The 23,057-nt window shown below is 33.3% G+C and carries 33 protein-coding genes, 2 tRNA genes and 1 pseudogene; 19 read left to right on the top strand and 17 right to left on the bottom strand.

All coding sequences use genetic code 11. The annotated features are described in order from the left end of the window. Positions 1 to 98 precede the first annotated feature (98 nt). The 3 genes from AC6EI2_RS03970 to grxD all read left to right on the top strand — a co-directional run bounded on the left by AC6EI2_RS03970 (position 99) and on the right by grxD (position 1,423). On the top strand, positions 99 to 779 hold the full coding sequence (locus AC6EI2_RS03970) for a lysophospholipid acyltransferase family protein (RefSeq protein ID WP_498463107.1): 681 nt from the start codon (positions 99 to 101) through the stop codon (positions 777 to 779). A gap of 79 nt (positions 780 to 858) precedes the next feature. After that, on the top strand, positions 859 to 1,089 hold the full coding sequence (locus AC6EI2_RS03965) for a BolA family protein (RefSeq protein WP_498463106.1): 231 nt from the start codon (positions 859 to 861) through the stop codon (positions 1,087 to 1,089). A 10-nt stretch (positions 1,090 to 1,099) separates the two neighbouring features. Continuing rightward, positions 1,100 to 1,423, top strand: coding sequence for a Grx4 family monothiol glutaredoxin (gene grxD, locus AC6EI2_RS03960; RefSeq protein ID WP_498463105.1), 324 nt, complete (start codon positions 1,100 to 1,102; stop codon positions 1,421 to 1,423). 23 nt (positions 1,424 to 1,446) lie between these two features. Here grxD and AC6EI2_RS03955 read toward each other — a convergent pair whose 3' ends face one another. Beyond that, positions 1,447 to 1,713, bottom strand: a complete 267-nt coding sequence (locus tag AC6EI2_RS03955; protein WP_498463104.1) for a DUF6761 family protein — start codon at positions 1,711 to 1,713, stop codon at positions 1,447 to 1,449. An 88-nt stretch (positions 1,714 to 1,801) separates the two neighbouring features. Here AC6EI2_RS03955 and AC6EI2_RS03950 point away from each other — a divergent pair, with 88 nt between their 5' ends. Beyond that, a complete protein-coding gene (locus AC6EI2_RS03950; protein WP_498463103.1) occupies positions 1,802 to 2,566 on the top strand; it encodes a response regulator transcription factor in 765 nt (254 codons plus the stop codon). Between the two features lie 23 nt (positions 2,567 to 2,589). On the opposite strand, the gene crtH is transcribed toward AC6EI2_RS03950, so the two are convergent. Then, entirely contained in the window at positions 2,590 to 4,152 is a 1,563-nt protein-coding gene (gene crtH / locus AC6EI2_RS03945) for a carotenoid isomerase (RefSeq protein ID WP_498463102.1), read from the bottom strand. A gap of 15 nt (positions 4,153 to 4,167) precedes the next feature. Beyond that, entirely contained in the window at positions 4,168 to 5,571 is a 1,404-nt protein-coding gene (gene trmFO / locus AC6EI2_RS03940) for an FADH(2)-oxidizing methylenetetrahydrofolate--tRNA-(uracil(54)-C(5))-methyltransferase TrmFO (RefSeq protein ID WP_498463101.1), read from the bottom strand. 215 nt (positions 5,572 to 5,786) lie between these two features. Between trmFO and AC6EI2_RS03935 the strand changes: the two genes are divergently transcribed. The 5 genes from AC6EI2_RS03935 to AC6EI2_RS03915 all read left to right on the top strand — a co-directional run bounded on the left by AC6EI2_RS03935 (position 5,787) and on the right by AC6EI2_RS03915 (position 9,246). Further along, positions 5,787 to 5,858: transfer RNA gene (locus AC6EI2_RS03935), tRNA-Lys, on the top strand. A gap of 111 nt (positions 5,859 to 5,969) precedes the next feature. Further along, positions 5,970 to 6,242: a hypothetical protein gene (locus tag AC6EI2_RS03930; protein ID WP_498463100.1), complete on the top strand. Its 273-nt coding sequence runs from the start codon at positions 5,970 to 5,972 to the stop codon at positions 6,240 to 6,242. A gap of 430 nt (positions 6,243 to 6,672) precedes the next feature. Beyond that, complete coding sequence (locus AC6EI2_RS03925; RefSeq protein ID WP_158466806.1) at positions 6,673 to 6,996, top strand: hypothetical protein; 324 nt, start codon at positions 6,673 to 6,675, stop codon at positions 6,994 to 6,996. Between the two features lie 34 nt (positions 6,997 to 7,030). Beyond that, positions 7,031 to 7,327 (top strand): DUF3303 domain-containing protein, encoded by a 297-nt coding sequence (locus AC6EI2_RS03920; RefSeq protein WP_498463099.1) that lies wholly within the window; start codon positions 7,031 to 7,033, stop codon positions 7,325 to 7,327. 347 nt (positions 7,328 to 7,674) lie between these two features. Then, a complete protein-coding gene (locus AC6EI2_RS03915) occupies positions 7,675 to 9,246 on the top strand; it encodes a SulP family inorganic anion transporter (protein ID WP_498463098.1) in 1,572 nt (523 codons plus the stop codon). A 440-nt stretch (positions 9,247 to 9,686) separates the two neighbouring features. On the opposite strand, the gene AC6EI2_RS03910 is transcribed toward AC6EI2_RS03915, so the two are convergent. The 5 genes from AC6EI2_RS03910 to AC6EI2_RS03890 form a co-directional block, all read right to left on the bottom strand. After that, positions 9,687 to 9,830 (bottom strand): hypothetical protein, encoded by a 144-nt coding sequence (locus AC6EI2_RS03910; RefSeq protein WP_498463097.1) that lies wholly within the window; start codon positions 9,828 to 9,830, stop codon positions 9,687 to 9,689. A 103-nt stretch (positions 9,831 to 9,933) separates the two neighbouring features. Next, positions 9,934 to 10,179, bottom strand: coding sequence for a hypothetical protein (locus AC6EI2_RS03905; RefSeq protein ID WP_498463096.1), 246 nt, complete (start codon positions 10,177 to 10,179; stop codon positions 9,934 to 9,936). 242 nt (positions 10,180 to 10,421) lie between these two features. Beyond that, positions 10,422 to 10,697, bottom strand: a complete 276-nt coding sequence (locus tag AC6EI2_RS03900; protein ID WP_498463095.1) for a hypothetical protein — start codon at positions 10,695 to 10,697, stop codon at positions 10,422 to 10,424. A 165-nt stretch (positions 10,698 to 10,862) separates the two neighbouring features. Further along, on the bottom strand, positions 10,863 to 11,024 hold the full coding sequence (locus AC6EI2_RS03895) for a hypothetical protein (protein ID WP_498463094.1): 162 nt from the start codon (positions 11,022 to 11,024) through the stop codon (positions 10,863 to 10,865). Positions 11,025 to 11,187: 163 nt separating this feature from the next. Further along, complete coding sequence (locus AC6EI2_RS03890; protein ID WP_498463093.1) at positions 11,188 to 11,478, bottom strand: hypothetical protein; 291 nt, start codon at positions 11,476 to 11,478, stop codon at positions 11,188 to 11,190. Between the two features lie 213 nt (positions 11,479 to 11,691). On the opposite strand from AC6EI2_RS03890, the gene AC6EI2_RS03885 reads away from it, so the two are divergent. Beyond that, a complete protein-coding gene (locus AC6EI2_RS03885) occupies positions 11,692 to 12,033 on the top strand; it encodes a hypothetical protein (RefSeq protein ID WP_498463092.1) in 342 nt (113 codons plus the stop codon). Positions 12,034 to 12,044: 11 nt separating this feature from the next. Here the strand turns inward: AC6EI2_RS03885 and AC6EI2_RS03880 are convergent, their stop codons facing one another. The 3 genes from AC6EI2_RS03880 to AC6EI2_RS03870 all read right to left on the bottom strand — a co-directional run bounded on the left by AC6EI2_RS03880 (position 12,045) and on the right by AC6EI2_RS03870 (position 14,132). Beyond that, the gene (locus tag AC6EI2_RS03880; RefSeq protein WP_498463091.1) at positions 12,045 to 12,338 is read right to left on the bottom strand and encodes a hypothetical protein; all 294 of its coding nucleotides are present in this window, start codon (positions 12,336 to 12,338) and stop codon (positions 12,045 to 12,047) included. A 370-nt stretch (positions 12,339 to 12,708) separates the two neighbouring features. Then, on the bottom strand, positions 12,709 to 13,209 hold the full coding sequence (locus AC6EI2_RS03875) for a hypothetical protein (RefSeq protein WP_498463090.1): 501 nt from the start codon (positions 13,207 to 13,209) through the stop codon (positions 12,709 to 12,711). Between the two features lie 524 nt (positions 13,210 to 13,733). Beyond that, on the bottom strand, positions 13,734 to 14,132 hold the full coding sequence (locus tag AC6EI2_RS03870) for a hypothetical protein (protein ID WP_498463089.1): 399 nt from the start codon (positions 14,130 to 14,132) through the stop codon (positions 13,734 to 13,736). Positions 14,133 to 15,816: 1,684 nt separating this feature from the next. Here AC6EI2_RS03870 and AC6EI2_RS03865 point away from each other — a divergent pair. The 5 genes and pseudogenes from AC6EI2_RS03865 to AC6EI2_RS03845 all read left to right on the top strand — a co-directional run. After that, positions 15,817 to 15,890, top strand: a tRNA-Pro gene (locus tag AC6EI2_RS03865). Positions 15,891 to 15,927: 37 nt separating this feature from the next. Then, positions 15,928 to 16,458 (top strand): hypothetical protein, encoded by a 531-nt coding sequence (locus AC6EI2_RS03860; RefSeq protein ID WP_498463088.1) that lies wholly within the window; start codon positions 15,928 to 15,930, stop codon positions 16,456 to 16,458. Next, positions 16,424 to 16,708, top strand: coding sequence for a hypothetical protein (locus AC6EI2_RS03855; protein ID WP_498463453.1), 285 nt, complete (start codon positions 16,424 to 16,426; stop codon positions 16,706 to 16,708). The genes AC6EI2_RS03860 and AC6EI2_RS03855 overlap by 35 nt, the downstream gene beginning before the upstream one ends. Further along, positions 16,705 to 17,022, top strand: a complete 318-nt coding sequence (locus tag AC6EI2_RS03850) for a hypothetical protein (RefSeq protein WP_498463087.1) — start codon at positions 16,705 to 16,707, stop codon at positions 17,020 to 17,022. The genes AC6EI2_RS03855 and AC6EI2_RS03850 overlap by 4 nt, the downstream gene beginning before the upstream one ends. Positions 17,023 to 17,334: 312 nt before the next feature. Next, positions 17,335 to 17,544: pseudogene (locus AC6EI2_RS03845) on the top strand (hypothetical protein); the annotation flags it as partial. A gap of 195 nt (positions 17,545 to 17,739) precedes the next feature. Here the strand turns inward: AC6EI2_RS03845 and AC6EI2_RS03840 are convergent. Both AC6EI2_RS03840 and AC6EI2_RS03835 read right to left on the bottom strand, forming a co-directional pair. Then, entirely contained in the window at positions 17,740 to 17,976 is a 237-nt protein-coding gene (locus tag AC6EI2_RS03840) for a hypothetical protein (RefSeq protein WP_498463086.1), read from the bottom strand. Positions 17,977 to 18,059: 83 nt separating this feature from the next. Beyond that, on the bottom strand, positions 18,060 to 18,332 hold the full coding sequence (locus tag AC6EI2_RS03835) for a hypothetical protein (protein WP_498463085.1): 273 nt from the start codon (positions 18,330 to 18,332) through the stop codon (positions 18,060 to 18,062). 264 nt (positions 18,333 to 18,596) lie between these two features. Here AC6EI2_RS03835 and AC6EI2_RS03830 point away from each other — a divergent pair, with 264 nt between their 5' ends. The 3 genes from AC6EI2_RS03830 to AC6EI2_RS03820 all read left to right on the top strand — a co-directional run bounded on the left by AC6EI2_RS03830 (position 18,597) and on the right by AC6EI2_RS03820 (position 19,161). Then, entirely contained in the window at positions 18,597 to 18,722 is a 126-nt protein-coding gene (locus AC6EI2_RS03830; protein WP_498461872.1) for a hypothetical protein, read from the top strand. A gap of 67 nt (positions 18,723 to 18,789) precedes the next feature. Continuing rightward, positions 18,790 to 19,029 carry a hypothetical protein gene (locus tag AC6EI2_RS03825; protein ID WP_498463084.1) on the top strand — a complete coding sequence of 80 codons (240 nt, stop codon included), beginning with the start codon at positions 18,790 to 18,792 and terminating at the stop codon, positions 19,027 to 19,029. A gap of 3 nt (positions 19,030 to 19,032) precedes the next feature. Beyond that, the gene (locus AC6EI2_RS03820; RefSeq protein WP_498463083.1) at positions 19,033 to 19,161 is read left to right on the top strand and encodes a hypothetical protein; all 129 of its coding nucleotides are present in this window, start codon (positions 19,033 to 19,035) and stop codon (positions 19,159 to 19,161) included. Positions 19,162 to 19,296: 135 nt separating this feature from the next. Here the strand turns inward: AC6EI2_RS03820 and AC6EI2_RS03815 are convergent, their stop codons facing one another. From AC6EI2_RS03815 to AC6EI2_RS03800, 4 genes are all read right to left on the bottom strand, one after another. Continuing rightward, the gene (locus tag AC6EI2_RS03815) at positions 19,297 to 19,872 is read right to left on the bottom strand and encodes a hypothetical protein (RefSeq protein ID WP_498463082.1); all 576 of its coding nucleotides are present in this window, start codon (positions 19,870 to 19,872) and stop codon (positions 19,297 to 19,299) included. Positions 19,873 to 20,718: 846 nt separating this feature from the next. Next, positions 20,719 to 20,916, bottom strand: coding sequence for a hypothetical protein (locus AC6EI2_RS03810; protein WP_498463081.1), 198 nt, complete (start codon positions 20,914 to 20,916; stop codon positions 20,719 to 20,721). 211 nt (positions 20,917 to 21,127) lie between these two features. Next, positions 21,128 to 21,445 carry a hypothetical protein gene (locus AC6EI2_RS03805; RefSeq protein ID WP_498463080.1) on the bottom strand — a complete coding sequence of 106 codons (318 nt, stop codon included), beginning with the start codon at positions 21,443 to 21,445 and terminating at the stop codon, positions 21,128 to 21,130. Positions 21,446 to 21,570: 125 nt separating this feature from the next. Further along, positions 21,571 to 21,741: a hypothetical protein gene (locus AC6EI2_RS03800; protein ID WP_498463079.1), complete on the bottom strand. Its 171-nt coding sequence runs from the start codon at positions 21,739 to 21,741 to the stop codon at positions 21,571 to 21,573. Between the two features lie 287 nt (positions 21,742 to 22,028). Here AC6EI2_RS03800 and AC6EI2_RS03795 point away from each other — a divergent pair, with 287 nt between their 5' ends. Beyond that, the gene (locus tag AC6EI2_RS03795; RefSeq protein ID WP_498463078.1) at positions 22,029 to 22,190 is read left to right on the top strand and encodes a hypothetical protein; all 162 of its coding nucleotides are present in this window, start codon (positions 22,029 to 22,031) and stop codon (positions 22,188 to 22,190) included. Positions 22,191 to 23,057: the final 867 nt, after the last annotated feature.

Raw genomic sequence — 23,057 nt, 5'->3', positions numbered from 1 at the left:
AAATAAGGTTTAGCCGCTGTAGTAACTGCCCAGTCTGATCATTAATAGTAAAGCTCTCGGAGTTAACTTCATAGGATAGTTCGTTTAAGAGGGTTTTTTTGCCCCTTCTTCATAGAGAAAAAAAAATATGCCTTGGGGTTGATCCCTTCTGGAGTCGATTAGCTATGTTGGTTACACAAGATTTTGCGTTGAACAATTTTTTTCGAAGAAGAATAGTTATTGGCGGAGAAAATTTACCTTTAAGTGGTTCTGTCGTACTTGCTCCCACTCATAGGTCTAGATGGGATGCTTTGATGTTGACTATGGCTGCCGGGAGAAGGATTACAAATAGAGATTGTAGATACATGGTCACCCGATCAGAAATGAAAGGGTTGCAAGGTTGGTTCTTAAACAGGTTGGGTTGTTTCCCAATTGATCAAGGAAGACCTTCTTTAACCACTCTTAGATATGCAGTTGATTTGTTGATTTCAAGTCAGCAATTAGTTGTTTTCCCAGAAGGAAAGATAAATCGACTTGGTGAGCCTGTGAAATTGAAAAAAGGCTTGATTCGCTTAGCTCAACTTGCGTCTAACAAAGGTTTGGAAATTAAAATTGTTCCAGTTGGTTTGGCCTATAGCGATGTTGTTCCGAAGTTTTATGGATCGGCATCAATTTGTTTCTCTAAACCAATAATTATTTCCAGGGATTTTAAGCAATCTACAAATGACTTTAACATTGAACTTTCCAGAAGTATGAGAAGTGCTGAACAATCCGCTCTGTTAGCTGTTGGTAGAAGATAATATGATTTTACTTAGTTGAATCTTTAGCACCCACATTGACTTTATTTTCACCAAATTCACTTTAATTCCTTATTCAAAAATGATTACAGCTCAAGAAGTTATTATTTTAATTAAGCAAACACTTCCCGATGCTCAAATTGATGTGAAAGATATGGGCGGCGGTGATCATCTTGAAGTCAATGTTGTATCTGAGCAATTCTCTGGGCTATCCCTTGTACAACAACATCAACTTGTTTATGGTGCATTAAAAAATGAATTGAAAACAGAAACAATTCATGCTTTGGCCTTGAAAACCTCAACTCCTCAATAACTTTTCAGAAATGGATTCTACAACTCGTTCAAAAATTGAACTCTTAATTAATTCAAAACCAATATTTGTTTTCATGAAAGGTAATAAGTTGATGCCACAATGTGGTTTTTCCAACAATGTTGTTCAAATTCTTAATTCCTTGGGAATGAGCTTTGATACTTTTGATGTGCTCTCTGATATGGAAATTCGAGAGGGAATAAAGGAATTTTCAAATTGGCCAACAATCCCTCAAGTTTATGTTAATGGCGAATTTATTGGAGGCTCCGATATCTTGATAAGCATGTATAACTCTGGGGAATTGAAAGAAAAATTAGAAATCGCGCTTGCTTCATAACTTGTTACTTTTCTGATTTATCTCTAGGCTTCTTTTTGAAAAAACAGGTTATTAATATCACCATCAGGCCCAATAAAGCTTGATGGATCCAATATCCATCTATCAATTAATGCTTCTAACTTCTCTTGATCCTTTGAGCCTAATCTCTTGCAATTCCTTAGGGAATGTAAATATCCGTCTGCATAGATCCGAAGCTCAGAAGGACTGTGGTATCGACTTGTGAGCTCCTGACAGGCATCACAAATTGATTGGAAGTGTTTTATTGCTTCTGGATTATCAAAAGATGTCATGGTTTGCTAAGACACAGACTATTCTTGTTAGTCAGCGAACAGTCTGCTTTAATATCTTCTCTAGTCTAAGGGTCTACATTTCCGACTTGTGACATTAATACCTGCAGATCAGCTCGGTACTGAGCAAATTCAAGGATCCTCATCAGGTTCTTCTCCTATTCAAGCAACCACACAATCACCTTCGAAGGTGCTTGTGGTCGAACCCCATCCAACTCTCAGAACTGTTTTGGTTCAGAGGCTTAGGCAAGATGGGCAGCTAGCCGCAGCAGTAGGTTCTGCTGAGGAGGCAGTTGATCTTTGTCGGGATCAATCACCAGATTTGTTAGTTAGTGCAGAGATATTGGAAAAAAGTTCAGCCCTTCGACTTGCACAACAATTGGGCTGTTCAGTGATTGTTTTAACTGCAAGAACAGGAGTTGAACCTGTTGTTGGTCTTTTAGATGAGGGGGCTGATGATGTTTTAAGGAAACCTTTTGGCCTAGAAGAATTAGCTGCTAGATGCAGGACTTTACTCAAAAGAGGAAGAATTGGTTTACAAGAACGCGTCGCGGTTGGTCCCCTTGAGGTCCATCTTCTTCTTAGACAGGTCACATTGAGAGAAAAACCTGTGGAACTCAGTCCAAGAGAATTTGCTTTGTTGTGTGCTTTGTTGATGCCACCAGGAATGGTAAGGAGCCGACATGAGTTGCTTCGAATGGCTTGGCCTCCATTTAGTGGTGGACCTCGCTCTGTTGATACTCAGGTTTTGACGCTTAGAAGAAAACTAGAGCAAGCTGGTCTTGGTGATGGTGGAGGAATTACAACTGTTCGTCAGCAGGGGTATAGGTTTAGTCTTGATAATTTGCCTTCATAATTTTTTTTGTTGGTGTATGAAAATTATTCTGGAAGCTCCCACTTGTTAATTCCTAGCAGGGTGCCAATCTTATGAGCACAAGCGTACCCGCTAAACGCCACTGCATTTAACCCTTGTCCAGGGAACGAAGAATCACCTACACAATAAAGTCCTTTTATCTTTGTAGTATTAAATGGCATAGGAAGTAGGCCAGGTAATCTCATTGAAGGAATTGGCCCATAACTACCTTTGGCTCTAGAAAGAAACCTTTTATGTGTTCTTGGACTACCTATCTCCTTGTGTAAAATACTTTGACTAAGACTTGGAAATAATTTTTCCAACTTAGATATAAGTTTATCTCCATCTCTCTTCTTTTTCTCAAGATATTCTGTATTGCTTAATCCCTCCCAGTAATCCATTGAAGAAGGAGTAAAGGCATGAACAATATGGCTGTCTGAAGGTGCTAATGATGGATCTAGTAAGGTCGGTATTGATAGAAAAGTTACTCCTTGTTCATTTTCCATTTCTTCCCATGCGTCGAGAAGTAAGTGATGGCAATCTGTATTCGGAGGAATGGAGTCTTTACTTACGCCCAAATGTAAAGATAAAAATGAAGGAGAAGGGATGTACCTGTTACTCCATTTTGTCTCGGCCTGAGGGGCTTTATCTAGTTCCACAAGTGGATCATTGATTCCTTGGCCACCAAATGTATCCCATCTTGTTGCATTGGAGACTATCGTTTTACCAAAAAATTCTTCACCATTATCTAATGAGACACCAATTGCTTTTCCGTTCTCAAAAATTATTTTTTTTACTTTAGATTTGTATTTAATTTCTCCTTTGAAATTTTTAATTCCTTGCACTAATTTTTCTGCAATAATTCCAACACCTCCTTTTGGATAGTTTATCCCTCCATAATGTCTATCAGAAAAGACCATCCCTGCGTTTATCATAGGCGTTAAGTCGGAGGGCATGACTGACCAGCAAAAACATTCAATATCTATAAATTTTAAAAGAGCGGGATCTTTGATATGTCGTCTCGCAACATCTCCGGCATTAACTGGTAACCATCTGGCCAATCCTAGGCATGATAAAGGTGATTTAAAGAAAACTTTCATTAGATATCCCGGATCTTCTATTGAAAGTAAAGGCATCGAATTCAGACAATTAAATACTTTCCAACATGTTTCGTAGAAATGATTTATTCCTTTTTCTTCATGAGGAAATAAATCAATTAGCTTGGTAATGAATTTTTTATAGTCTCTATCTACTGTAATTTCTAAGTCATTAGGTAGATGATAGGCCAATTGTGTTGGGTCAGGAACTGTTTCACATTCTTGTCCAACATCTTTGAGAGCTCGCGTTAGTAAATTTGTGTACCCCTTTTTACCAAATCCAAAGATCATTGATGCTCCAACATCAAAAGTGTATCCTTTCCTTTTAAATGAACCACCACTCCCACCAGGGATTTTATACTGCTCAAGGACGAGAACTTTAGCACCCTTGCTTGCTAGTTGACTTGCAGTCACTAATCCACCAAGACCTGAACCGATAACGATCGAATCCCAGAGTGAAGAAGGTTTAGTTTTATTTGTTAATTGAGTCATGAGATACAAGAAATTTTAGATGGTCGTGTAAGAGGGGTTTTTGTCTAATAATTTTTCCTTTATTTTTTTTATATGACTCAGAGCTCTATCTCTATATTTTTTGTATCTTTCACGTTTGTTGTGAACTCTATTATCTAGTTCAGGTAGTAATCCGAAATTAGCTGGCATGGGTTGAAAGTTTTTTTTATTTTGAACTCGTAAGCTTGCTTGACTATTGCTGACAAAGTTTGTTAAGGCTCCAATCATGGTTGACGATGGCAAAGTGATTGTATTTAATCCCTTTGCTAACAATGCTGCGTTAGTTCCTGCTAACCAACCTCCAGCTATAGCAGCAGCATACCCTTCTGTCCCAGTGAGTTGTCCAGCAGCAAATAAAGTTTTTCTATTAATGAACTGAAGTGTTGGCTCTAATAACTTTGGAGATTCGAGAAAAGTATTTCTATGCATTACTCCTAACCGAACAAATTCTGCCTTTGACAAGCCAGGAATCATCCTGAATATACGTTTTTGTTCTCCCCATTTTAAATTTGTTTGAAAACCTACCAAATTCCATAATTGACCTGCCTTATCTTCTTGTCTTAATTGAATGACAGCATGAGCTCTTTTCAGCCTTCGGAGACTTTTGTCGTTTACATCCCCCCATCTTGGATCCCACAGCCCTATTGGCTTCAATGGGCCAAAACGCATTGTCTCAAGACCTCTTTTTGCAAGCTCCTCTATGGGAAGGCATCCTTCAAAAAAAAGAGCTGATTCTTTTTCAAAATCCTTTAATTCAGCTTGTTCAGCTTTAATTAACTCAGAGTGAAATTTCAAATATGACTCTTGATTCATTGGGCAGTTGATGTAATCAGCGTCGCCTTTGTCGTATCTACTTGCCCGAAATGCTGTTGAAAAATCAATGCTTTCACCAGTAATTATTGGGCTAGCAGCATCAAAAAAATGACATTCATTTTCTCCTGTAAATTGTTTAATGTCATTAGCTAACGATTCGCTTGTTAAAGGACCTGTGGCTAAAATTGTTATTTCTTTAGCATTTGGTAGGCAAGGACATTCATCCCTAATGATTTTTATTAGGGGGTGAGAAGAAAGTGTATTTGTGATTGATAGGCTGAATTGACTTCTATCCACTGCAAGTGCTCCTCCTGCAGGAACAGAGTGTTGATCAGCTTTTGCTATGACAATAGATTTTAAATTTCTTAACTCTTCTTGTAAAAGCCCTGCTGCTCTATCACTACTAATCGCTCCAAAGCTATTGCTGCAAACAAGTTCTGCAAATTCGGGTGAGTGGTGAGCTGGAGATTTCTTCTTTGGCCGCATTTCAAAGAGAGTTACTTTGACTCCTGCACTAGCTATTTGCCATGCTGCTTCTGAGCCTGCTAGACCAGCGCCTATTACGGTTACCGATGGAATTTCTGTCAAACTGTCGTTTTTTTCTCAATTAAAAGCTTAATTACATAGTATTCTCATATCCCTCAACTTTTTATTAAGACTTCAAAAATATCTGAAAAATCAATGAGGATGGAAAAAAAATGATTTTGAAATTGTTTTTTAGTCCTCAAAAAGGAACATTAAAGCGGTTAATGCTTCGACAACGTGATATTTTTCATATTGGACTATTACTATTGGTCTATTATGGGTCGCTAGCTCAGTGGTAGAGCATCCGGCTTTTAACCGGCTGGTCCTGAGTTCGAATCTCAGGCGACCCATTTCATAAAACTCTTACCAAATAAACTGAAGTTATAACTACTTCTGAATTTTTGAAGAATTATTGTTTTCTGTTTCTTTGGATTTCAAGCTTCTTATGCGTACATGCTGGGGTGAATAGTTTTACTAATTTGATTTTTATTGAAGATTGGCTTATCGAGAGGAAAGTTGATTTAACTCTCAATGAGACAAAATGCAGAGCTTCAATACCTTCACATGCAAATTGGTTTGGAGCTCGGGTAAGACTTGGACCCAATGATGAATTGATAAAACCTATTTGGATTCCTGTTAAAGCTGACCAAGTGCTTGATTCAAAATTAGTTAAAATCAAAGGACTTCTTGATGATTGCAGATCAGGACTTCTTTTCATTCCTAAAAATCCATAAAGCTCTTAAAATACTTATGTGTTGATGAGGGTATAAATACTTTCTAAAAAGAGATTTTTTTGCTGAATTAAAAATGCGATGATTTACTTTGGTATGAAGAAACTAACAGTAGGAGCTGCCATTGCATTAAATATATCTTTGTATATTTGGGCTTTAATGGATCTACCCTTAAAATTTTAATCACTTAGTAAACTATAAATGTTTTTATGTGGTGGTTGACTTATTAAAACGTTTGAAATTTTTTTGATATCTTAATTTGATCATCTGAAATAAAAAAATTTCTAGGTTTATAGTATTTAATTTTTTTTAGTATTTTTAAGAACTTTTAAACTTTCATTTTTTTTTGCTTTCTCAATCCTTTTTTTTTACCAGTACGGGTTAGGGTCTTTGTTAGGCGAAAAACGCCTTTATTTCTTATAAAAATGGAAGTATGGTTAAGAAATCTTCTTCTATCACAAAATCGAATTCTAATTGGCTATGGAGGTGGGCAGAACCAGAAAGTGAACTCTCCGTAATTCCTAAATCAAAAACCAAACGTTTAGCCCAGCAAGCAAAGTTAGCAAATGTAGATGCTGAAAGAGCCGTTTCTCGTGCTTATCAAATTGAATTATCCAGAACAAAGGCGATCGGAGAGGCGATGTTTAAGTCTGGCAAAGCTTTAAGGTTTACATTATCTAGTTCTGGAAGGCAATTAATTCTAAGAACACAGGCTGCACGAAGACAATTTGAGCCTGGTTTTAGGAATAAAAAATAATTTTCAGATAGAATAAATTCGTTACTAAAAAAAAATGCAACTTTATATAGTCACTTGGAAATTCGAATCATCTGAGGATCAAAATTATTCATCTGAAGCATTTGTAGATTATGTCGAAAGTGGAAAATCTGAGGATCTCATTGATGGCTATGAGAGGATTGAATGGGCTCATACTCCACAAGATGGTACTGGAGTGATCATTTGTAAAGCTTCAAGTGCATCAGTTTTATTTAAGGTTTTTGGGTCCTGGAGAGATAAATTCGGAATGACTTGGGAGTATAAACCAGCCTTAACTACTGAAGAGTTTGTTAGTTTAATAAAAGAAAAATAGTTATAAACTTTCGTATTCATTATTTTTGTATATCTAAAAAATAAACTTCTGTCTAAAAAACTTTAAAGATTGTGCAATTCAACTTAGTCTTTTTATAGTATTTACTTATTTAATGATAGCTCATTTTTTCTTTGCTTTGACTGCTAGTGAAATGGGTCTTAGTCCGACAATACTAACCCTTATTCTGGTATCGTCTGTCGTTTTTATTGTCGGCTTTGCAAAAAGTTCAAGAGAGAATGAATATAAAAAATTGATGGATTCATTTATTCAAAGGAAAGAGGAATCCGATTGATTATTTATTCAGATTAGTAAGAAGATCTTCTTACTGATCTGAATTCTCATGTCTAATGAGGCAGGATGGTAAAAGCGTTGTTTTGAAATTGAACAATTTTTTAGCCAAGGAGAGAATAGTCTCTCCTTCTCGCGATGTGCTTGCTGGACTAGTTGTTGCATTCGCGATGATTCCAGAGGCGATAGCTTTTTCTGGCATTGCAGGTGTTGATCCAAGAGTTGGGTTGTTTGGTGCCTTTTTGCTCTCTGTAACTCTGGCAATTTTTGGGGGCAGAATGGCCATGATTACCTCAGTAACTGGCTCAACTGCTCTTTTGATGACTGGGATTGTGCAACAAGGAGAAAACATTAGCCCTGGCCTTGGCCTGCAATATCTTTTGGCTGCTGGATTGCTTACGGGAATTCTTCAAATCGCTTGGGGGTATTTGAGACTTGCTCATCAGATGAGATTTGTACCTCAACCTGTTATGGATGGCTTTGTAAATGGTTTGGCCATATTAATCTTCCTTGCTCAATTGCCTCATTTGGGTATTGAGATTGCACATTCTGAAAGAGTAGTTACTGCAGTTCAACTACCTGCTGTTTGGGGTTTGACCATACTTACATTGTTAATTATCTATTTGCTGCCAAGAATTACTAAGCTTTTGCCCTCAGCATTGGTAGCCATTTTTATTTGTACTGCAATTTCTATTGGATTTAAATTAAATATTCCAACTGTATCGAATTTAGGAATCCTTCCAAATGGATTACCTCGCTTTGGTTTCCCACAAGTTCCTCTCAATTTTGAAACGCTCGGTTTGATACTTCCAACAGCTTTAGCAATTTCCTTAGTTGGTCTTATGGAGACATTTCTTACTCAAGATATTCTTGATGATATGACTGATAAAACCACAAATAAAAATGTTGAGGCTCGAGGACAGGGTATTGGTAATATTGTTAGTTCTCTCTTTGGAGGTATGGCCGGATGCGCTTTGGTAGGACAATCGGTTATGAACGTTGGATATGGGGGAAGAACTCGCCTTTCAACATTGAGTTCCGGGGTTTGTTTAATAGCAATGATCCTTGCTGCTAAAGATTGGGTGAATCAAATACCAATGGCGACATTGGTTGGTGTAATGATAATGATTGCAATAAACACTGCTAATTGGATCTCAATTAAAGATATACGCCGTATCCCTCGAAGTGATAGTTCGGTTATGGTATTAACTGTATTCGTAACTGTTATTACACATAATTTGGCCCTAGGACTGCTTTCAGGGGTTGGCCTTGCCGCAATATTATTTAGTAGAAAGGTTGCAAAAGTTATTAAGGTTGAGTCTTCTTTAAATAGCGAAGATCACAGGGTTTATAAAGTAAAAGGCCAATTATTCTTTGTTAGTAGCATTTACTTTAGGCAAGGATTTGAACTTCACGAACATCCTAAAAAAATTACTATCGATATGGCAGAAGCCCATATATGGGATCAAAGCGGCGTAACGGTGCTTGACCAAGTAATTAGGAGAATAAAATTAGGCGGATCTGAAGTCGAAGTGATTAATTTAAATGATGAAAGCTTAAATTTATTTTCTCGAATAGGACAAGCCTCTGAAGCTGGAGGAAGAGGAGGTGAATTTAAATCTGCTCATTAAATTCTTCTAATCTTTTACTTGAAGTTTCTGCATACTTTTTGAATAGCTTGTATCAAAGGCTTATAAGGATTCATTTCCATTTGACTGAGTTTTGTAAATTTTGTACATTTAAATGTATAAGCCAGCGCTGCAACTAATCAACCCTTATTTCTAATGGTCATGCTGATTATAAGATTTACTTATGTATTGGCTAGGCTTTGTTTTATTAAATTTAATTTTTTCTAGATATTTTTTTGACTTCAGCCATTTATTTTGGTGATTTTGTTTATTTATTTTTCAATTGCAATTGAGATAAAAAATGAAAGTCCATCAAGAGTAAAAACACTTGATGGATAAAGATCTTTTTTATTTGAGAGTTTGATTCGTTAGATAGATTTTGGCAATCTAGAAATTGTTAGTTAGGGAAATTAGCTCATAGATTTAGCCTATGAGCTGTGTTCCTAGGCTTCAGAATCAAATTTTGATAGATTAGGACCAGCAATTACACCAACTAGTCCAAAAAGAACAACGGATAGAACACCGACAATTGTTGCTGAGAGGCTTCCTCCTCCCAAAGCAAAGGTTAAGAATGGCAAATGAATCATTTTTTTTTAGATGCAGGTTATATATAAACCTAAAACTGCCCAAATTTAATGAAGTTGTAGCACCTTGATAAATTCAGACATTTTTTAAAGTCTATAAAGTTACTCAAGCGGTAGGGAAATTGTTTGGAAATCTTGAAGTCAAGTCGTCTTTAGTTGCATTGGTTTCCCACTTGAGCCAGTCTTTCACCCCATTAGGCTTGACCTTTTGAGCGCTACGAGCTGCAAAAATAATTACATGAAATGGAATCACAATTGCAAAGAAGAAAAAATGAAGTAAATATAAATCCCAAGGAATGCCTTGGTAACCATAATCAGGGAAAAATATTGCGGTAAGGAAAGGGAGGACCATGATGTTCGAATTTCAACTGTGTTAATCATTATCCATAAAGCATTAATTTTTTCGATAAAGGTGGATATTTTAACTTCTAGAAATGCTATGTACTTTGCAAAAGCATACTTTGAGGTCTTGCCTCTTAAGCTTTTAACTTGATTTATGAATCGATTCTTATTTGAAATTACCCTTTTGAAAAGAATAATTAGTAATAATGTTTTTCTATAATTCTATAGATATTTTTTAAAAACCTTAAATATTTAATTAATAAGTCTTTCTATTAATTTAACTAGCCTGAAGCTAAAATAGACACTAACTATTACCCATGTTGGAAAAATTATATTCCATAACTTTTGATGCTTTAAAAGGATAATTTTATCTAAAAGATAAGCTCCACCAAGTGGAATAGTTACTAATAAAGTCATTTTTACAAAAATCTCAAGGAATCCTAGAGCTGCTGTTGGATTTATTAGCCATGCTATTAATATTCCACTTAGTAAATAACCACCATATTGTCCTAGTTTCCTTATCATCATCAACTTCTTTTTTGTAAGACTAACTCATTCTATCTAAAATCGTACAACTAATACTAAAAGGTATTTGTTTTTTGACTTTTTGACTTTAAAGTAACTTTTTCAGAGAATAACTAAGGCTCTAACTTTTTATGAATATATAAACCTTTTACTGGTTTATATATTCAATCAATCTTTTGACTCAGGGTATAGCTTTCTTATGGCATCAGCCTGATTCTTTTCCTTTTTCTTTATCTGCTTTGATTCATTATACCGTCTAACTATAATTCCTGGAATGAACCAAATCACTGTTATTACTGCTAAAATAAAAAGAGGATTGTTAATAGTCATATTTAGTAGAGTTGTCTTTATTAACATGAAATATAAATTATTTATGGAAAACAAGTGATAATACATTTTTATAAAATGATTAATCCTATTATAGTTTAAAGTATGAATCATTTTTTTTTATTTAATCTCTCTTTATCCTTTTTCTATTTTGAATTGTTTGCTATTATTCTCCCTCTTTTTTAGACTGGTTTTCTAAATAGATTTTTGATTCATCAGCAATTATTTTTAAATAGTTATCAATTTCTTTTGCCTCTGAAAATTCTTTTGACTTGTTATATGTAATTGTTATATCTTTACCAGACCAAGCGGCTTGATCTTTGAATAGATTCCTTTTTGCAGAATAAAGAATTTTCTTCCCAATGAATAAAAGAGCTAATATAAATATAGAGAGGAGAAGTAATATTCTCATTTTTTCTTTTGTAATAACATGATTATAACTTCTTAGAAATGCCATTTTTAAATATGAAAAAAAAATATATAATTGTTTAAAAGATCATCGAATCATAATTCTGATAATTTTATTTGCTTAATTTAATGATGCCAATCTTCAGGGGCCTTGATTTAATTGTTTATCAGAATGGAATTTATTTTCTATTAATTTTTATTTGAAAATGGCCATTCCATTAATTGTTTGCTAAAGATATAAATATTTGTATTCGTATAAACGATGATTTTTTCAATTATGCAAAACAGAGTTGTTTATACTTTATCTAATTTGTTTGTTTTGCCTGCTGTCATTATTCCTTTTTTTGACTTCATATCAAATGTTTCTTTTTTTGCGGCTCTGGCTTTATGTATAAACACAAGTGTCTTAAAAACATTTATATTATCTGTTGTATTTATTATTAAAAACAACTCAAACTATCGTTTTAATCTTTTGTTAAGTCGAAAAGGTGATGAAATTTCTAAGTCAGATTATGAATGTGTTTATTTGTATGCATGGTGTACATTATTAAGATATTTGCTAATTGGATTAGCAGTGAATCAAATATTTTTGTCTTTTAAATAGGTTAATCTCTTTTATTTATTTTTAAAAGGATTAGAGAAAATTCTTTTTCCTAAATTTTCAGGTGGATTGATTCTTCCTGTTTCAGCATTTATTCTTTTTTTGATGTCATGAATTATTTTTTGATGTTGAGCCTCATTTATGTCTGGGTCTAATGAGTCAAACCAATTATTTAGATCCCAAGTTTGATTACCTTGATTATCTACCTCAACTTTCACAAATCCCTCTTGACCTGTAAAGAAATAAGCACCTTCTGGAAGGTTTTCGAAATCAATTTCCCCAGCTTTTTCATTTCTTACGTTATCCATTCTTTTTGAAAAAGGTTTTTCTCAGTTAAACATCGTATAACACATGCAGTGTTGAATTACTTTGTTGTATCGGACTTAATTCTTCTATTTAAATATTTAGGAATTATTATTTTTAGTTGCTTTTATCTTTAGGAGTGTGAATGATTGAATAAATGCATAAGATTTATGTGCCCTTTTAGTAAGGAATTCTCTCTTCTTGCCAAAACATTCGAGTATTCAGATTACCTTGAAGATTCAGATTGGAAATTTCAGAAATATAACTTGGTAAATGCCTCTTGTTACTCTGATCTTCTCGAAGACACTGAGTGGGGTACCAGATCTGACGATTTAACTATTGCTTGAAAGTCTATAGAGGAATACGGTATGTGTTTTAGTCTTGGATACTTAATTCTGTAATGAATTCATAGCTTATCCATTCAAGTTTGTGATCTTCGCTTGAATTTCTTCCGAGGATAATTATAGGTATGCGAACTTCTTTATTTTCAATAATATTTCTATATCCTATTAGGAGTTCAGCGTATTTTTTAAAAGTCCACCCGTTATTTCCTTTTAATTTCCATTCTGATGAGTTTCTTAGAGATCTATGAAAGTCTTCAATTCCAAATTCATTCCAACATTCTTGAATGGCAAGCAAATGATCGTGTCCATCCTTGAGTAATTTTTGATATTGAATTAGTTCTGGGGCTTCTTGTGAGTTGTCTGGCTTAAGTTCTCTAGCTAAATCATAGAGTTTTACTTTTTTAAGTTTAAACCAATCTCTATCAAAAATAAAAACGGGAAAATTCAAAGACCATTCGTTTCCCCTTAAGCTTTCGAAAGTTTTGGTAAATTCATTTACGTGTTTTTCTAGAAACTTGTATCGTTTTTTCATAGATACCTCCTCTTATGTAATTACTTTTGGTCTTCAACTTTTAGAATTAACGTTAAGCATTATAAGCTTGTAGTCAAATAACATATTTAGAAAGTATATTATATTGACCATATTTTTATTAGATTAAATGAATAATGGTAATGAGCGTCCAACTTGGCTTAATTGGGTTTACCTTTCTATATTTTTATATTCATCATATTTCTTGTTTAATTATTGGTCTACTATTTTATCAAAATAGTCATACCTTTTAAAATTTTAAATTGAATTAATTTTTTTGTTCATTATTTACTATGTTTACTTGGTTATGAGATTGTAATATTATTTTAAAATATATTTAAAAGTAATGGCTAAAGTTAGATTAACTAAAGTAATTTGAATTTGTATTCAAATTATCCTGCGAATACAGGCAAACCAATTGTAGCGGTGCTTAATAATGCTCCAGCAAAAATAATGAAAGGAAGCAAGGGGTACTTTTTAATCATGCGTTTCAAAAACCTTTAAGTCTTATAGGTAATTATACCATACTAAGTATTTATACTCCAGCCTGGTTTAAATATGGTCATGATTGCTTGTTCGTTCATTCGAGGAGTTGTTCTACTTTTTACGTCTTCTATGGCTTTTTTGTAATATCGATATTTTCGTTGGTGGTCACTAAAAATTTTTATCACACGCCATTGTTCTAAAGGAAATCTTTTTTTTACATCTTCAGCAATTTCTCTCTCTTTGTTGCTGAGGTTGTTTTTTTTGAGTTTGTACTTCATATTTATCCACTCGAAGAGTTTTTCAAGTTCACATGTGAGTTCTCCGTTTTTTATCCATTTTCCTATATATTTTTCATCGCCATCCTCAATTAAAAAGCATTTTTCTGGCGATGGTAATTTAATCTCATGAAGTAACTCAGCAAAATTTGGTATCAGCTTCACTGACTGACCTGAATGCATATATGAATTATGAAAGAATTTTATTCTTTTCGTGAACAGAATTGGATCCTGCTGATCTATTATTTTAAATGTGAATCTAAAATTTCATAAAATTTTCATATGGTAAAAGAATAGAAAGCTGAGGCTTGACATCAATTAAATAAATTGTCCTCTATCTTCGTTTGACGGAGGATGATCTCTTGAAAAAGTTCTTTTCCTTTATAAATACTTTTTTCTATGACTTTGAAATGCCAAATAATTTAATAATTTCTAATAAAATATCTATTTTTAATTCTAAAAACTTCAAAGTAAATTTAATACAAATTTTTCTATATTTAACAATTTAATTTGATGAAAGTTATTTGTATATTAATTAATAAATTAGATTACAGAAAAAAGAAGTGTTCTGCTATTAAAATAATTTCTCATATGAGGCCTAGGCTACCAAATGTAAAACCGATACCGCAGAAGAAAGCAAACTCAGCTAAATCTCTACACCCAGATGGGATTGAATTCAATGCAACGTTTATTCGTTGAGCCATTTGACCTTGTACTCGCAGGGGAAAACAAAAAGATAATAGAAAAACTTCTCAGTTGTGGAGTATTTTTCGGTGTCTAACCGTACCTTTATAATTTCTACTTATTTTAAGTTTATATTTTTTTGATTACAGAGTTTTCATTGGTTTTTCAGTCAGATTAACTTATGAGTTTCCACATGGAAAATTCAATTAGCTTGAGTGGAATTTTTTGGCCAACAAAAATTGTTTTACTGTCTCATATTTATCAACCAAAGATTTTGCCTCTTATTTGGTCAAGAGAAGGACCTCTTTTCTTCTCATCCTTTGTCAATGGAATCCAGTTCCAGTCACAACTTACAGTAAGCAGATATCCAACAAGTAAGTGCCAGATTAATATTAAAAAAGGGTGTTCTAAATGAGGAGCCAATGGTTTGGATTTTTTTATATTTTAATCAACTTGAAGGTTTCCCACGAGTTTATGGATTGAATCTGAAAGATTAGGCCTGATAATCACCACTCCAATAGGCTTGCAGAGGATTGCAAGCTTTACAAAAATAAATACTTAGGAAAATTTTTTTCCATCTGTAAGCGATCATGGGCCTGGATGTAAAAAAGTTCAATTTTGAGTTGTAATGATTGGCTCCTTTGATCTTTTTGGTGCAAATGCAATGACAGTCAAAATTGTTCTAGGTATCTTTTGATTTGAAAACAATATACATTTGCTAAAATTTCAATCGTTGTTCTTTTGAATGACTTTTGCAATTTTAGCATTTCAATATAGTAAGTAAGTTGTATTTTTTTAATCTTCATCTTGAAATATTTTTTTTCTAATTATGCTTCGTTCTTCTATATTTTTATTTATGAATGAATATAAGTTTAGAAATATTTATTAGTCGTGAACCTAATAGTTGCTGTTTTCTCAATAATAATTTTCAAGTTCGAACTTATCTAAATAAAGTAAAGTAATTCATAATAAATGTAAATAATATTTGACAAATTAATATTTTTATTCTTTTTTTTGATAGTGAATTTTTGTCTTAGGTTTTTAATCTAAATAATTAAAATTGTGAAATTAATTTAACAGATTTATTAGAAAATAACGGTAAAATGAATATATTTTTTGATTCCACGTAATTAATTGCCTTTAAAGCATTAAGATTAGTTTGTTACGGGGCGTGGCGCAGCTTGGTAGCGCGGGTGCTTTGGGAGCACTAGGTCGCAGGTTCGAATCCTGTCGCCCCGATCAGTCACAGCAAGGGTTCCCAGCCCTTGCTTTTTTGATGGGAAATAATTCTTCACGCAAAATTCACGCAAAAGAACTTTCTGACTTTGTCAAGAAGCTTGATAGGGACTACAGAGCGGGCGATGCTCAAGTAGGTGATAAGCAATTTGATCAATTAGAAAATAGGCTTAGGGAAATAGATCCTCAGAACTCATTTTTTCAGAAGAAAATGAAGTTGCTTAGTTTGGATAAATATTGCTTCAGCGAATGGTGGGCCAAGTCTGCCAGAGGTGAAACGATGATCATTCAACCTAAATTTGATGGTTGCGCTTTGGGGTTGAGATACCAGTCTGGAACCTTAGTAGCAGCCTTCACTAGAAGTGGAAAAGATGTTACGGAGGCAGCTAGAACTGTTTGCAATCTTCCTGTAGAACTTCCAGAAGATGGAATTGCAGTTTCTGAAGAACCACTTGAGATCCGTGGCGAACTTTATGCACCAAACCTTTCTAGAACTAAATCTCAAGCATTAGCCGCTGGACATTTAAGAAAGAAAAATCCAACTGGAGCTGGCCTCAGCACTGGCTTATGAAATTCTTGGAAGTACTGAAAATGAAATTGATGATATTAAACGCTTAGAAAGTTGGTTCTTTGAAATTCCTCCAACGAATAGAACAGCCGATCCAAAGCAAGTTAAAAGATGGCATCGTGAATGGTTGGCTGGTGAATTATTTGAGAACCTTCCTTGTGATGGATTAGTCGTCAAGATTAACTCAGGTGAAGTCAAGCGAAAGCTTGGTGTAAATTCAAAAACACCAAATTGGTCTTTGGCTTTGAAATGAATCCTATAAATGCTTTCAAGAAATGGTTATTAAATATCTTGGTGCCTTACATAGAAGGAATGCCATGCCTCGAAGGCAATAACAAGAAAAAGAAGGATTTATCTCAAGAGCCAAGATTTAGAGACTTATTTAAGAAAAGAAAAAGTGCCTTAATCGTTGGGGTCTTAGTCTTCTGTTTAATAGTATTTGGAATTGGTAAAAGCTTTCGTTTCGTCACTGGACTAATAGCATTAAGCCCATTTGTTGTCATATTTTGGAGTTCATTTGGTGAACAAATAATGGGTATCTTTAAATTTAAAAAGAATAAAAAATGAAACGCCTACTACTTGCGCCGATGCTGATTGCACTAACTGGTTCTTCTAATTATCTATCAGTAAAAAACAAATGTTGGTGAGGTGGAAAAGTTCCGAACCAAGGAACTTAGCTTCTGAAGTTAAAAAGAATTTTCGAATCAATTCTCACTATAAATAAATTTGTATTGATAGAAATTATATTTATCTAGAATTTATTAGATACCGTATTAGTTTTGGGCATTCTTAGTGCATATATAGGTTTCTGAAAAATCTTTTGACGTCAAAAGTAAAACAACTCGTTCTGATTACTTATGGGTTAACGGCTTAAATGGTTTTTTTCTATTGATTCTCTATGCTCTGAATTTTCAATCATTTCAGTCTCAAATTTTATCTTCTTATGAAACAGGAGGAATTTCCTCATTCTTTCCATTGCCAGCTTGGTTTTATGCAATATGTCTCATTTTTGTTGTACCTGGATGGTCAATTACTGTTCGAACGCTTAATGATGTAGAGGAACCTTGTGCATATGGATCCAACAGCTGAGATAGTTGCAAATAAATATTGCCCTCTAAATAAGTGGAACAAATTGCCCCTGGATACAACTAAATAATCGAAGGTACTTTTTAGAAATAACTTTTTGGGGGTTGTCTTAGGGCTCTAAAATTCTCTAGAGTCGGGCTTCAGCTTTTGGGAGAGCGTTATAGATTAATAAGCACAAATAAGCTGATATAACAGCGTTTAAGGTTTAGGAGAGGTTAACTGTTTGGTTAACTCTTTTAGTCTGCTCGCTTCTTCTTTTATGTATTGCTTAGGGGCAAAATCGATCACTTGAAAGTCAGCTTGCCAGTTCACTAAGGTCATTACATGACGTGCAAGAGTTGGTTTTCTTCCTTCCCCACCCATATCTAAATAAGCTTCACCTTCTATTCTTTCGACGTAATCATCAAGCATTCCACTATGGAGAAGACGATACATTGTGCTTGTAGATCTATAACCAAGAAATGTTGATGCTTGTTTAAAAGATTAAAGGATCAATCACAAATCGGAATTAATAGAATTTATTGAGAGTTATCTTCTTTCTTTGCAACAGGTTGAACTTCTTCGACAGGCTGAGTCTCTTCAACAGACTTAGCTTCTTCAACAGACTCAGCTTCTTTGACAGGTTGAACTTCTTCGACAGGCTGATTCTCTTTAACAGGCTGAACTTCTTCAATTGGTTGATTTCCTTTAAAGAATTCAGAAATTTTGTCGCTAAGTCCCTTTAAAAGCTCAGCGATTTTCTGACTTATCTCTTTTAAGTAGTCAGAAAGTTTTTGCAGAAAGTTTTGCATTGATTTAAAACACCTATAAAAATCAGATAACCTTATGAAGATTGCGGACTCATATAAACATTTTTAATACAGAGTGTCACTGGAGGCTAATACTCAAAACAAATGCAGTTGTGCTTTATTGTCGCTCAAATGATTAATTCGGATACATTAGGCGTTGAGAATAATATTCTTGGTATCTTCTTTACTTACTCTTATATGTCTAATTCGTACTTTTCATTAAATGAATTAACTCACAATATATCTATAAATCGTAGTTAAAAACAAATGACTCTTGAGATTTCAGAAATTGTTCTCGCTAAATCCTTTTTGGTTTTAGGCTTACTTGCGTTTGCTTGTATCGGATTCGCATCTTTAGTTAATCAAAAACAAAAAGGAGCAGCTGTTAAATAAACTTATGCTCTCCTTTTTAATAAAGCAATACCTTCTGAAAAGAGCCAAATAGTTAATCTCCTTTTTTATGTCTTCTCATAAAGGCCCGCAAATAATCAGATACTGCGTCATTACATCAACAGCCGCATTGATCGGGATTGCAGTTGGGTTGATTCCTCAATTCAAAGTAAATAAAGCAAAACTTTTATGTGCTGAACATTATTCACAGAATGAGACAATTAAGGGATTGAGTGCAGGCGAAAAGATTCAAAAAATGTTTATTGGCAATGAAGAAGGTAATGTTGGAGATTACTGTAGGAGTCTTTAAATAATGATCTTTGCTCAAGAAGGGCTTGGTGTTGAAATCTTTTCTCCTCTAGGGATTTTAATTCTTGTTGTCGGAGTTACTTTTACTGTTGGTCTTCCTGTTGCAATGATTAAGTACGGAAAGAAGGATTAGATAACTACTGAATTCCCCCTTTGTTAGGACTTAACCCATAGACCACTGCCTGACAGGATGAATATTTATTTAATACGCTATCGAATTGCTATCACTTCATACGCACTTAGTTCGAAAGGGTAAAAGTTGAGAGGATTAAAAATCGAAAGATTTATTTTTGATCGGTTTAATAATTGTATATTCTTTCTCTCTAGAGCGTTTAAGTTGTGAAAAAGAAGGACTTATATATTTAATTTTTTGTAGCTTATTTTTAGAGGTGATAGATATGTTTTGTGGATTAAATGTTAATGACTCAGATTTGGTTGATTTAACTTTGATTGGATTGTTGAAATTACTTGTTTTAATAATATTAGGCAAGTTCTTATTAGCAGCTTGCAAAGCTAGAAAACCTGACCCTCCTAAGGCTATAAAAGCTAGACTTCCGAGTCCTACTATTTTGGGAGATGAAAAGCTACTTAGTTTATTTATTATTGTCTTTTCCGGGGTTAATGTTTCTTGAACACATTCTTCAAAGTCCAATTGATTTTCAATTTGATTTTTAGAAAGAACAAAAATCTTTCTTTCTTGTAATTCTCTAAAAATATATTGACTGCAAGAAATTATTAAACCAAGTCCAATCAAAATAGGTAGAAGAAAGATTGAATCTGAAGTTATTGGAATTTTAATCGTATTGAAGTTGCCAAATAAAAGTTCAGTAATTACAAATGTCATATTTAATGTATAGCTCAATACATTAAACCTCTTTATATTAGTAATGCTATAGACGGTTTACTTGTTCGTATAATTTGAATTTATATTAATACCGATTATACAACCTAGATGAAGAATAAACTCATAGTAGTCAATTCCAAAAACAGAGTAGGGGTAATACTAGGTTAAAAGTACTAGACAGGCCTAGTTATAAACACTTAATAGCTTTTACATCAAGTTAAAGCCGTAGCTCCATTTCTCTAGTTGCAAGTTTTCTTTCGTTATTCATAATTCGAGCGCCTACCCATACGAGTCCTAATCCAATAGCAGCTGGTAAGCCGATAGTTGTAATTCTTGTAAGGTTGTTCGTTGATTTTTATCGTATTAGATAAGAAGCAAGTATGTCTCTAGAGGATTTTCCTGACGGAAGGTTATACCTGTGATATTAATGAATTAGCAGCCATTATATAAATAAATTATTTGTGTATAGAGTCTTTATAAGTTTGTAAATCATATATTTCCTCTAATTGATTTTTAAGCGTATCTAAATGAATTTTATAGACAAATTTTGGCCGTCTTCTTGCGATATAGGTTGACGTATAAGTAAAAAATATCACAAATAAAAGTATAGTTGAAAGGCAATAAAACATTGCGAAAGACATAGCCCCTGAGCTTGGTTTAATATTTTCTTTACAATCTAATATAGTTGAGCGTTGCGAATAAAAATATTCAGAATATCTATTTGTAAAAAGGGAGCACTTACACAAATAAATTGGCTACAAAAATATAGGTATAGATAATACAAAAATCAATCAAATATTTTCTTGGATATATTCATACAATTTAAATTTTCAATCAAATCCATACTTAGTTAATTCCTAGCTTGCCAATATACTTAAAAATTATTGCATCTTGACCTATCCCTTTGTCGCCAAACCCCTCAATCCACTCTTTGTATTCCTCAAAAAGACATTGCCTATAAGGCTCATTTAATTCTTCAATTCGTTTTAATGCATGTTCGAACATGATTTCTATTGATTTATGAGCATTATCTTTAGAAAGCATAATTCCTATTTCGTTTTTAATAAACAGCTATACAAAAAATACATTCAAGAAAAAATATGAAAAGTCCATATGTACACTCAAAATGTAAGTGCTTATTTTCTCTTTATATTTTCCTTTTAAATTTATAATTTCTTTGATATTCAGAGGGCAATGGCTTTATCTATAAGCTTATAAAAGGCTAATAAAATAATTAGATTAATATAACTGTTTTCTAATTCTCGCCCGTCAGGTCTTGGAGGGTAAAAAGTTGATATTCACAAAGTGCATCAAATAATTTATGTGCTCTTTGCTTACCAGTCTTGACTGGTCTAATTCGATCAAGTATGGAAGCATTGCAAATAATCCAAAAGCTTCCTGGCTCAAGATTACAAGCCTCACATATATCTATGTTAGCAATGGAAGGATAAATTATCTCACTAATAGAACTCATTGTTCTTATGTGTTCTCTCTCAAGGAAATCCACTTCATCTTCTGAAAGTTTGCCCGTTACGCAATAATTTTCGATTAAAGTTTTAAAATAATATGCCATAGGTAATGTATAAAGTTGTGCAGAGTTGAGAAATCATTAATCTTGGAATATCAAAAAAGTCGTATTTCATAGTTGCTTTGCAAATCTTTTTGGAGTTTCAATTTGCTCATGATGGTGATAATTTTCTAAGATTGCAAAGCTAAAATATTAATCCCACCATCAAAGTCATCATCATCATTGTCATTTTTGAATTTATTTATTAGTTCAAAAAATAAAAATGGAAGTAAAGGAGTAAAACACAATAAAAGTATTTGAAGAACTGAAAAGCTTTCTGGAATTGCTTGAAATAGACCCATCTGTGAAATCTCGTAAAAAGTTGAGCAAAGTTAAATTAATTAAATAAAAAAAAATAGATCGGCTTACTCGTAAGTATTTATATTTAGTAGTTCGGTTCTTTAAGAATTGCTAATATGAAATTTGTTTAAATCGATTTCTAAAGGATTTATCTATAAAAAAAGAGTCATCAATCTATTATTTGCTACATTCTTAAAATCATTTAAATACAGATAAATTACATATATCTTATTTCTAGTACTAAAAAGCTTTTGCTATATTAGCTTCTTTCTAATTATTTTATTAACTTATGATTATTGCTTCATTAATTGGTACGCCTGCTCCAACAGCAGTCTTAGCAGGTGCTCTTTCGATAGCACTTTTTGCGATTGTAGGATTAATAGTTGGTCCTAATTTTGATGGTGTAAATGCTCCAGCTATTGGGAGTAGCCCGACCAAGAAAGATGATTGATCAAAGAATATTAATAAACTAAATTTCAAATGATTACATAAAAAGCATTTAAAATTTATTGATTCTGTATATTTTGATGTTTTCCTTGTAACTTAAAATTCACGCTTAAACTGATTGCATCTATAGTTGATTTGATAAAGCATTTCAAGTTCTCTCTAACCCATGGAGAGGACTTTTTTTTGAACATAAATAACTTTTTTCATTTTTTTCTAATTAGCATTTGAAAGTTAGAATTAGATTATAAGTCACATTGAAACATGTATTTTAAATCTGCCTGATCAACTTTTAATTACTTCGTATGTTTTTAAAATGATTATTTTAGAAGAAGTTAGATTATTTTGTAATGGGTTTTACTGGCAACGAACTAATAAAGGCTGCTGATTTTTTGAATTTTCAATCAAGTTCAGGTTTATTCATCCTGTTTTTATTTTTAAGTGCATTCTTGGCTTTCTTTATCTTAACTTTTACTTATTTATTTATAAACAATCCTTTAACATCAAAAATCATTGCAGAGATTAGATACAGATTGGTTCGATGAAATGAAATCAGCCTCCGATGAACTTAAAAAACTTTGATTAATGGCAGAAAAATCATTAATAAAAACTGATGCACTAGATAAAGGGCTTGCTCAAGTTGAGGCGAAACTTGCACGAACTGAAGCCCGAAAAGTTTCAGATAAAAACAAAAGTGCTTAATTAATAATCAACGTACTCTATCGAAAAGCTCTCCTCAGCCTTGCGTTGAACTTGATCATATAGAAAGACGTAGTAATAGAAAAAAGCTTCAAGTTGGTTAATATGTGACAAAAAAAAGAATCATATTTTATTTTTTTGATTTTATAAATTGGATACTTTGTTTTTATAGCGT

The sequence above is a fragment of the Prochlorococcus sp. MIT2302 genome (genome assembly GCF_059772385.1).
This window is presented reverse-complemented; position numbering and strand designations above follow the sequence as displayed.

Bases quoted from the DNA above. Each gene is read 5' to 3' on its own strand.
- AC6EI2_RS03955 (WP_498463104.1), bottom strand. From the start codon at position 1,713: ATGACATCTTTTGATAATCCAGAAGCAATAAAACACTTCCAATCAATT.
- grxD (WP_498463105.1), top strand. From the start codon at position 1,100: ATGGATTCTACAACTCGTTCAAAAATTGAACTCTTAATTAATTCAAAA.
- AC6EI2_RS03925 (WP_158466806.1), top strand. From the start codon at position 6,673: ATGGTTAAGAAATCTTCTTCTATCACAAAATCGAATTCTAATTGGCTA.
- AC6EI2_RS03860 (WP_498463088.1), top strand. From the start codon at position 15,928: ATGGGAAATAATTCTTCACGCAAAATTCACGCAAAAGAACTTTCTGAC.
- AC6EI2_RS03900 (WP_498463095.1), bottom strand. From the start codon at position 10,697: ATGATGATAAGGAAACTAGGACAATATGGTGGTTATTTACTAAGTGGA.
- AC6EI2_RS03830 (WP_498461872.1), top strand. From the start codon at position 18,597: ATGACTCTTGAGATTTCAGAAATTGTTCTCGCTAAATCCTTTTTGGTT.
- AC6EI2_RS03835 (WP_498463085.1), bottom strand. From the start codon at position 18,332: ATGCAAAACTTTCTGCAAAAACTTTCTGACTACTTAAAAGAGATAAGT.
- AC6EI2_RS03820 (WP_498463083.1), top strand. From the start codon at position 19,033: ATGATCTTTGCTCAAGAAGGGCTTGGTGTTGAAATCTTTTCTCCTCTA.
- AC6EI2_RS03825 (WP_498463084.1), top strand. From the start codon at position 18,790: ATGTCTTCTCATAAAGGCCCGCAAATAATCAGATACTGCGTCATTACA.
- AC6EI2_RS03885 (WP_498463092.1), top strand. From the start codon at position 11,692: ATGATTTTTTCAATTATGCAAAACAGAGTTGTTTATACTTTATCTAAT.
- AC6EI2_RS03840 (WP_498463086.1), bottom strand. From the start codon at position 17,976: ATGTATCGTCTTCTCCATAGTGGAATGCTTGATGATTACGTCGAAAGA.
- AC6EI2_RS03895 (WP_498463094.1), bottom strand. From the start codon at position 11,024: ATGACTATTAACAATCCTCTTTTTATTTTAGCAGTAATAACAGTGATT.
- AC6EI2_RS03805 (WP_498463080.1), bottom strand. From the start codon at position 21,445: ATGGCATATTATTTTAAAACTTTAATCGAAAATTATTGCGTAACGGGC.
- AC6EI2_RS03920 (WP_498463099.1), top strand. From the start codon at position 7,031: ATGCAACTTTATATAGTCACTTGGAAATTCGAATCATCTGAGGATCAA.
- AC6EI2_RS03890 (WP_498463093.1), bottom strand. From the start codon at position 11,478: ATGGCATTTCTAAGAAGTTATAATCATGTTATTACAAAAGAAAAAATG.
- AC6EI2_RS03810 (WP_498463081.1), bottom strand. From the start codon at position 20,916: ATGCTTTCTAAAGATAATGCTCATAAATCAATAGAAATCATGTTCGAA.
- AC6EI2_RS03915 (WP_498463098.1), top strand. From the start codon at position 7,675: ATGAGGCAGGATGGTAAAAGCGTTGTTTTGAAATTGAACAATTTTTTA.
- AC6EI2_RS03880 (WP_498463091.1), bottom strand. From the start codon at position 12,338: ATGGATAACGTAAGAAATGAAAAAGCTGGGGAAATTGATTTCGAAAAC.
- AC6EI2_RS03910 (WP_498463097.1), bottom strand. From the start codon at position 9,830: ATGATTCATTTGCCATTCTTAACCTTTGCTTTGGGAGGAGGAAGCCTC.
- AC6EI2_RS03905 (WP_498463096.1), bottom strand. From the start codon at position 10,179: ATGGTCCTCCCTTTCCTTACCGCAATATTTTTCCCTGATTATGGTTAC.
- AC6EI2_RS03965 (WP_498463106.1), top strand. From the start codon at position 859: ATGATTACAGCTCAAGAAGTTATTATTTTAATTAAGCAAACACTTCCC.
- AC6EI2_RS03815 (WP_498463082.1), bottom strand. From the start codon at position 19,872: ATGACATTTGTAATTACTGAACTTTTATTTGGCAACTTCAATACGATT.
- AC6EI2_RS03800 (WP_498463079.1), bottom strand. From the start codon at position 21,741: ATGGGTCTATTTCAAGCAATTCCAGAAAGCTTTTCAGTTCTTCAAATA.
- AC6EI2_RS03875 (WP_498463090.1), bottom strand. From the start codon at position 13,209: ATGAAAAAACGATACAAGTTTCTAGAAAAACACGTAAATGAATTTACC.
- AC6EI2_RS03795 (WP_498463078.1), top strand. From the start codon at position 22,029: ATGATTATTGCTTCATTAATTGGTACGCCTGCTCCAACAGCAGTCTTA.
- crtH (WP_498463102.1), bottom strand. From the start codon at position 4,152: ATGACTCAATTAACAAATAAAACTAAACCTTCTTCACTCTGGGATTCG.
- AC6EI2_RS03850 (WP_498463087.1), top strand. From the start codon at position 16,705: ATGAATCCTATAAATGCTTTCAAGAAATGGTTATTAAATATCTTGGTG.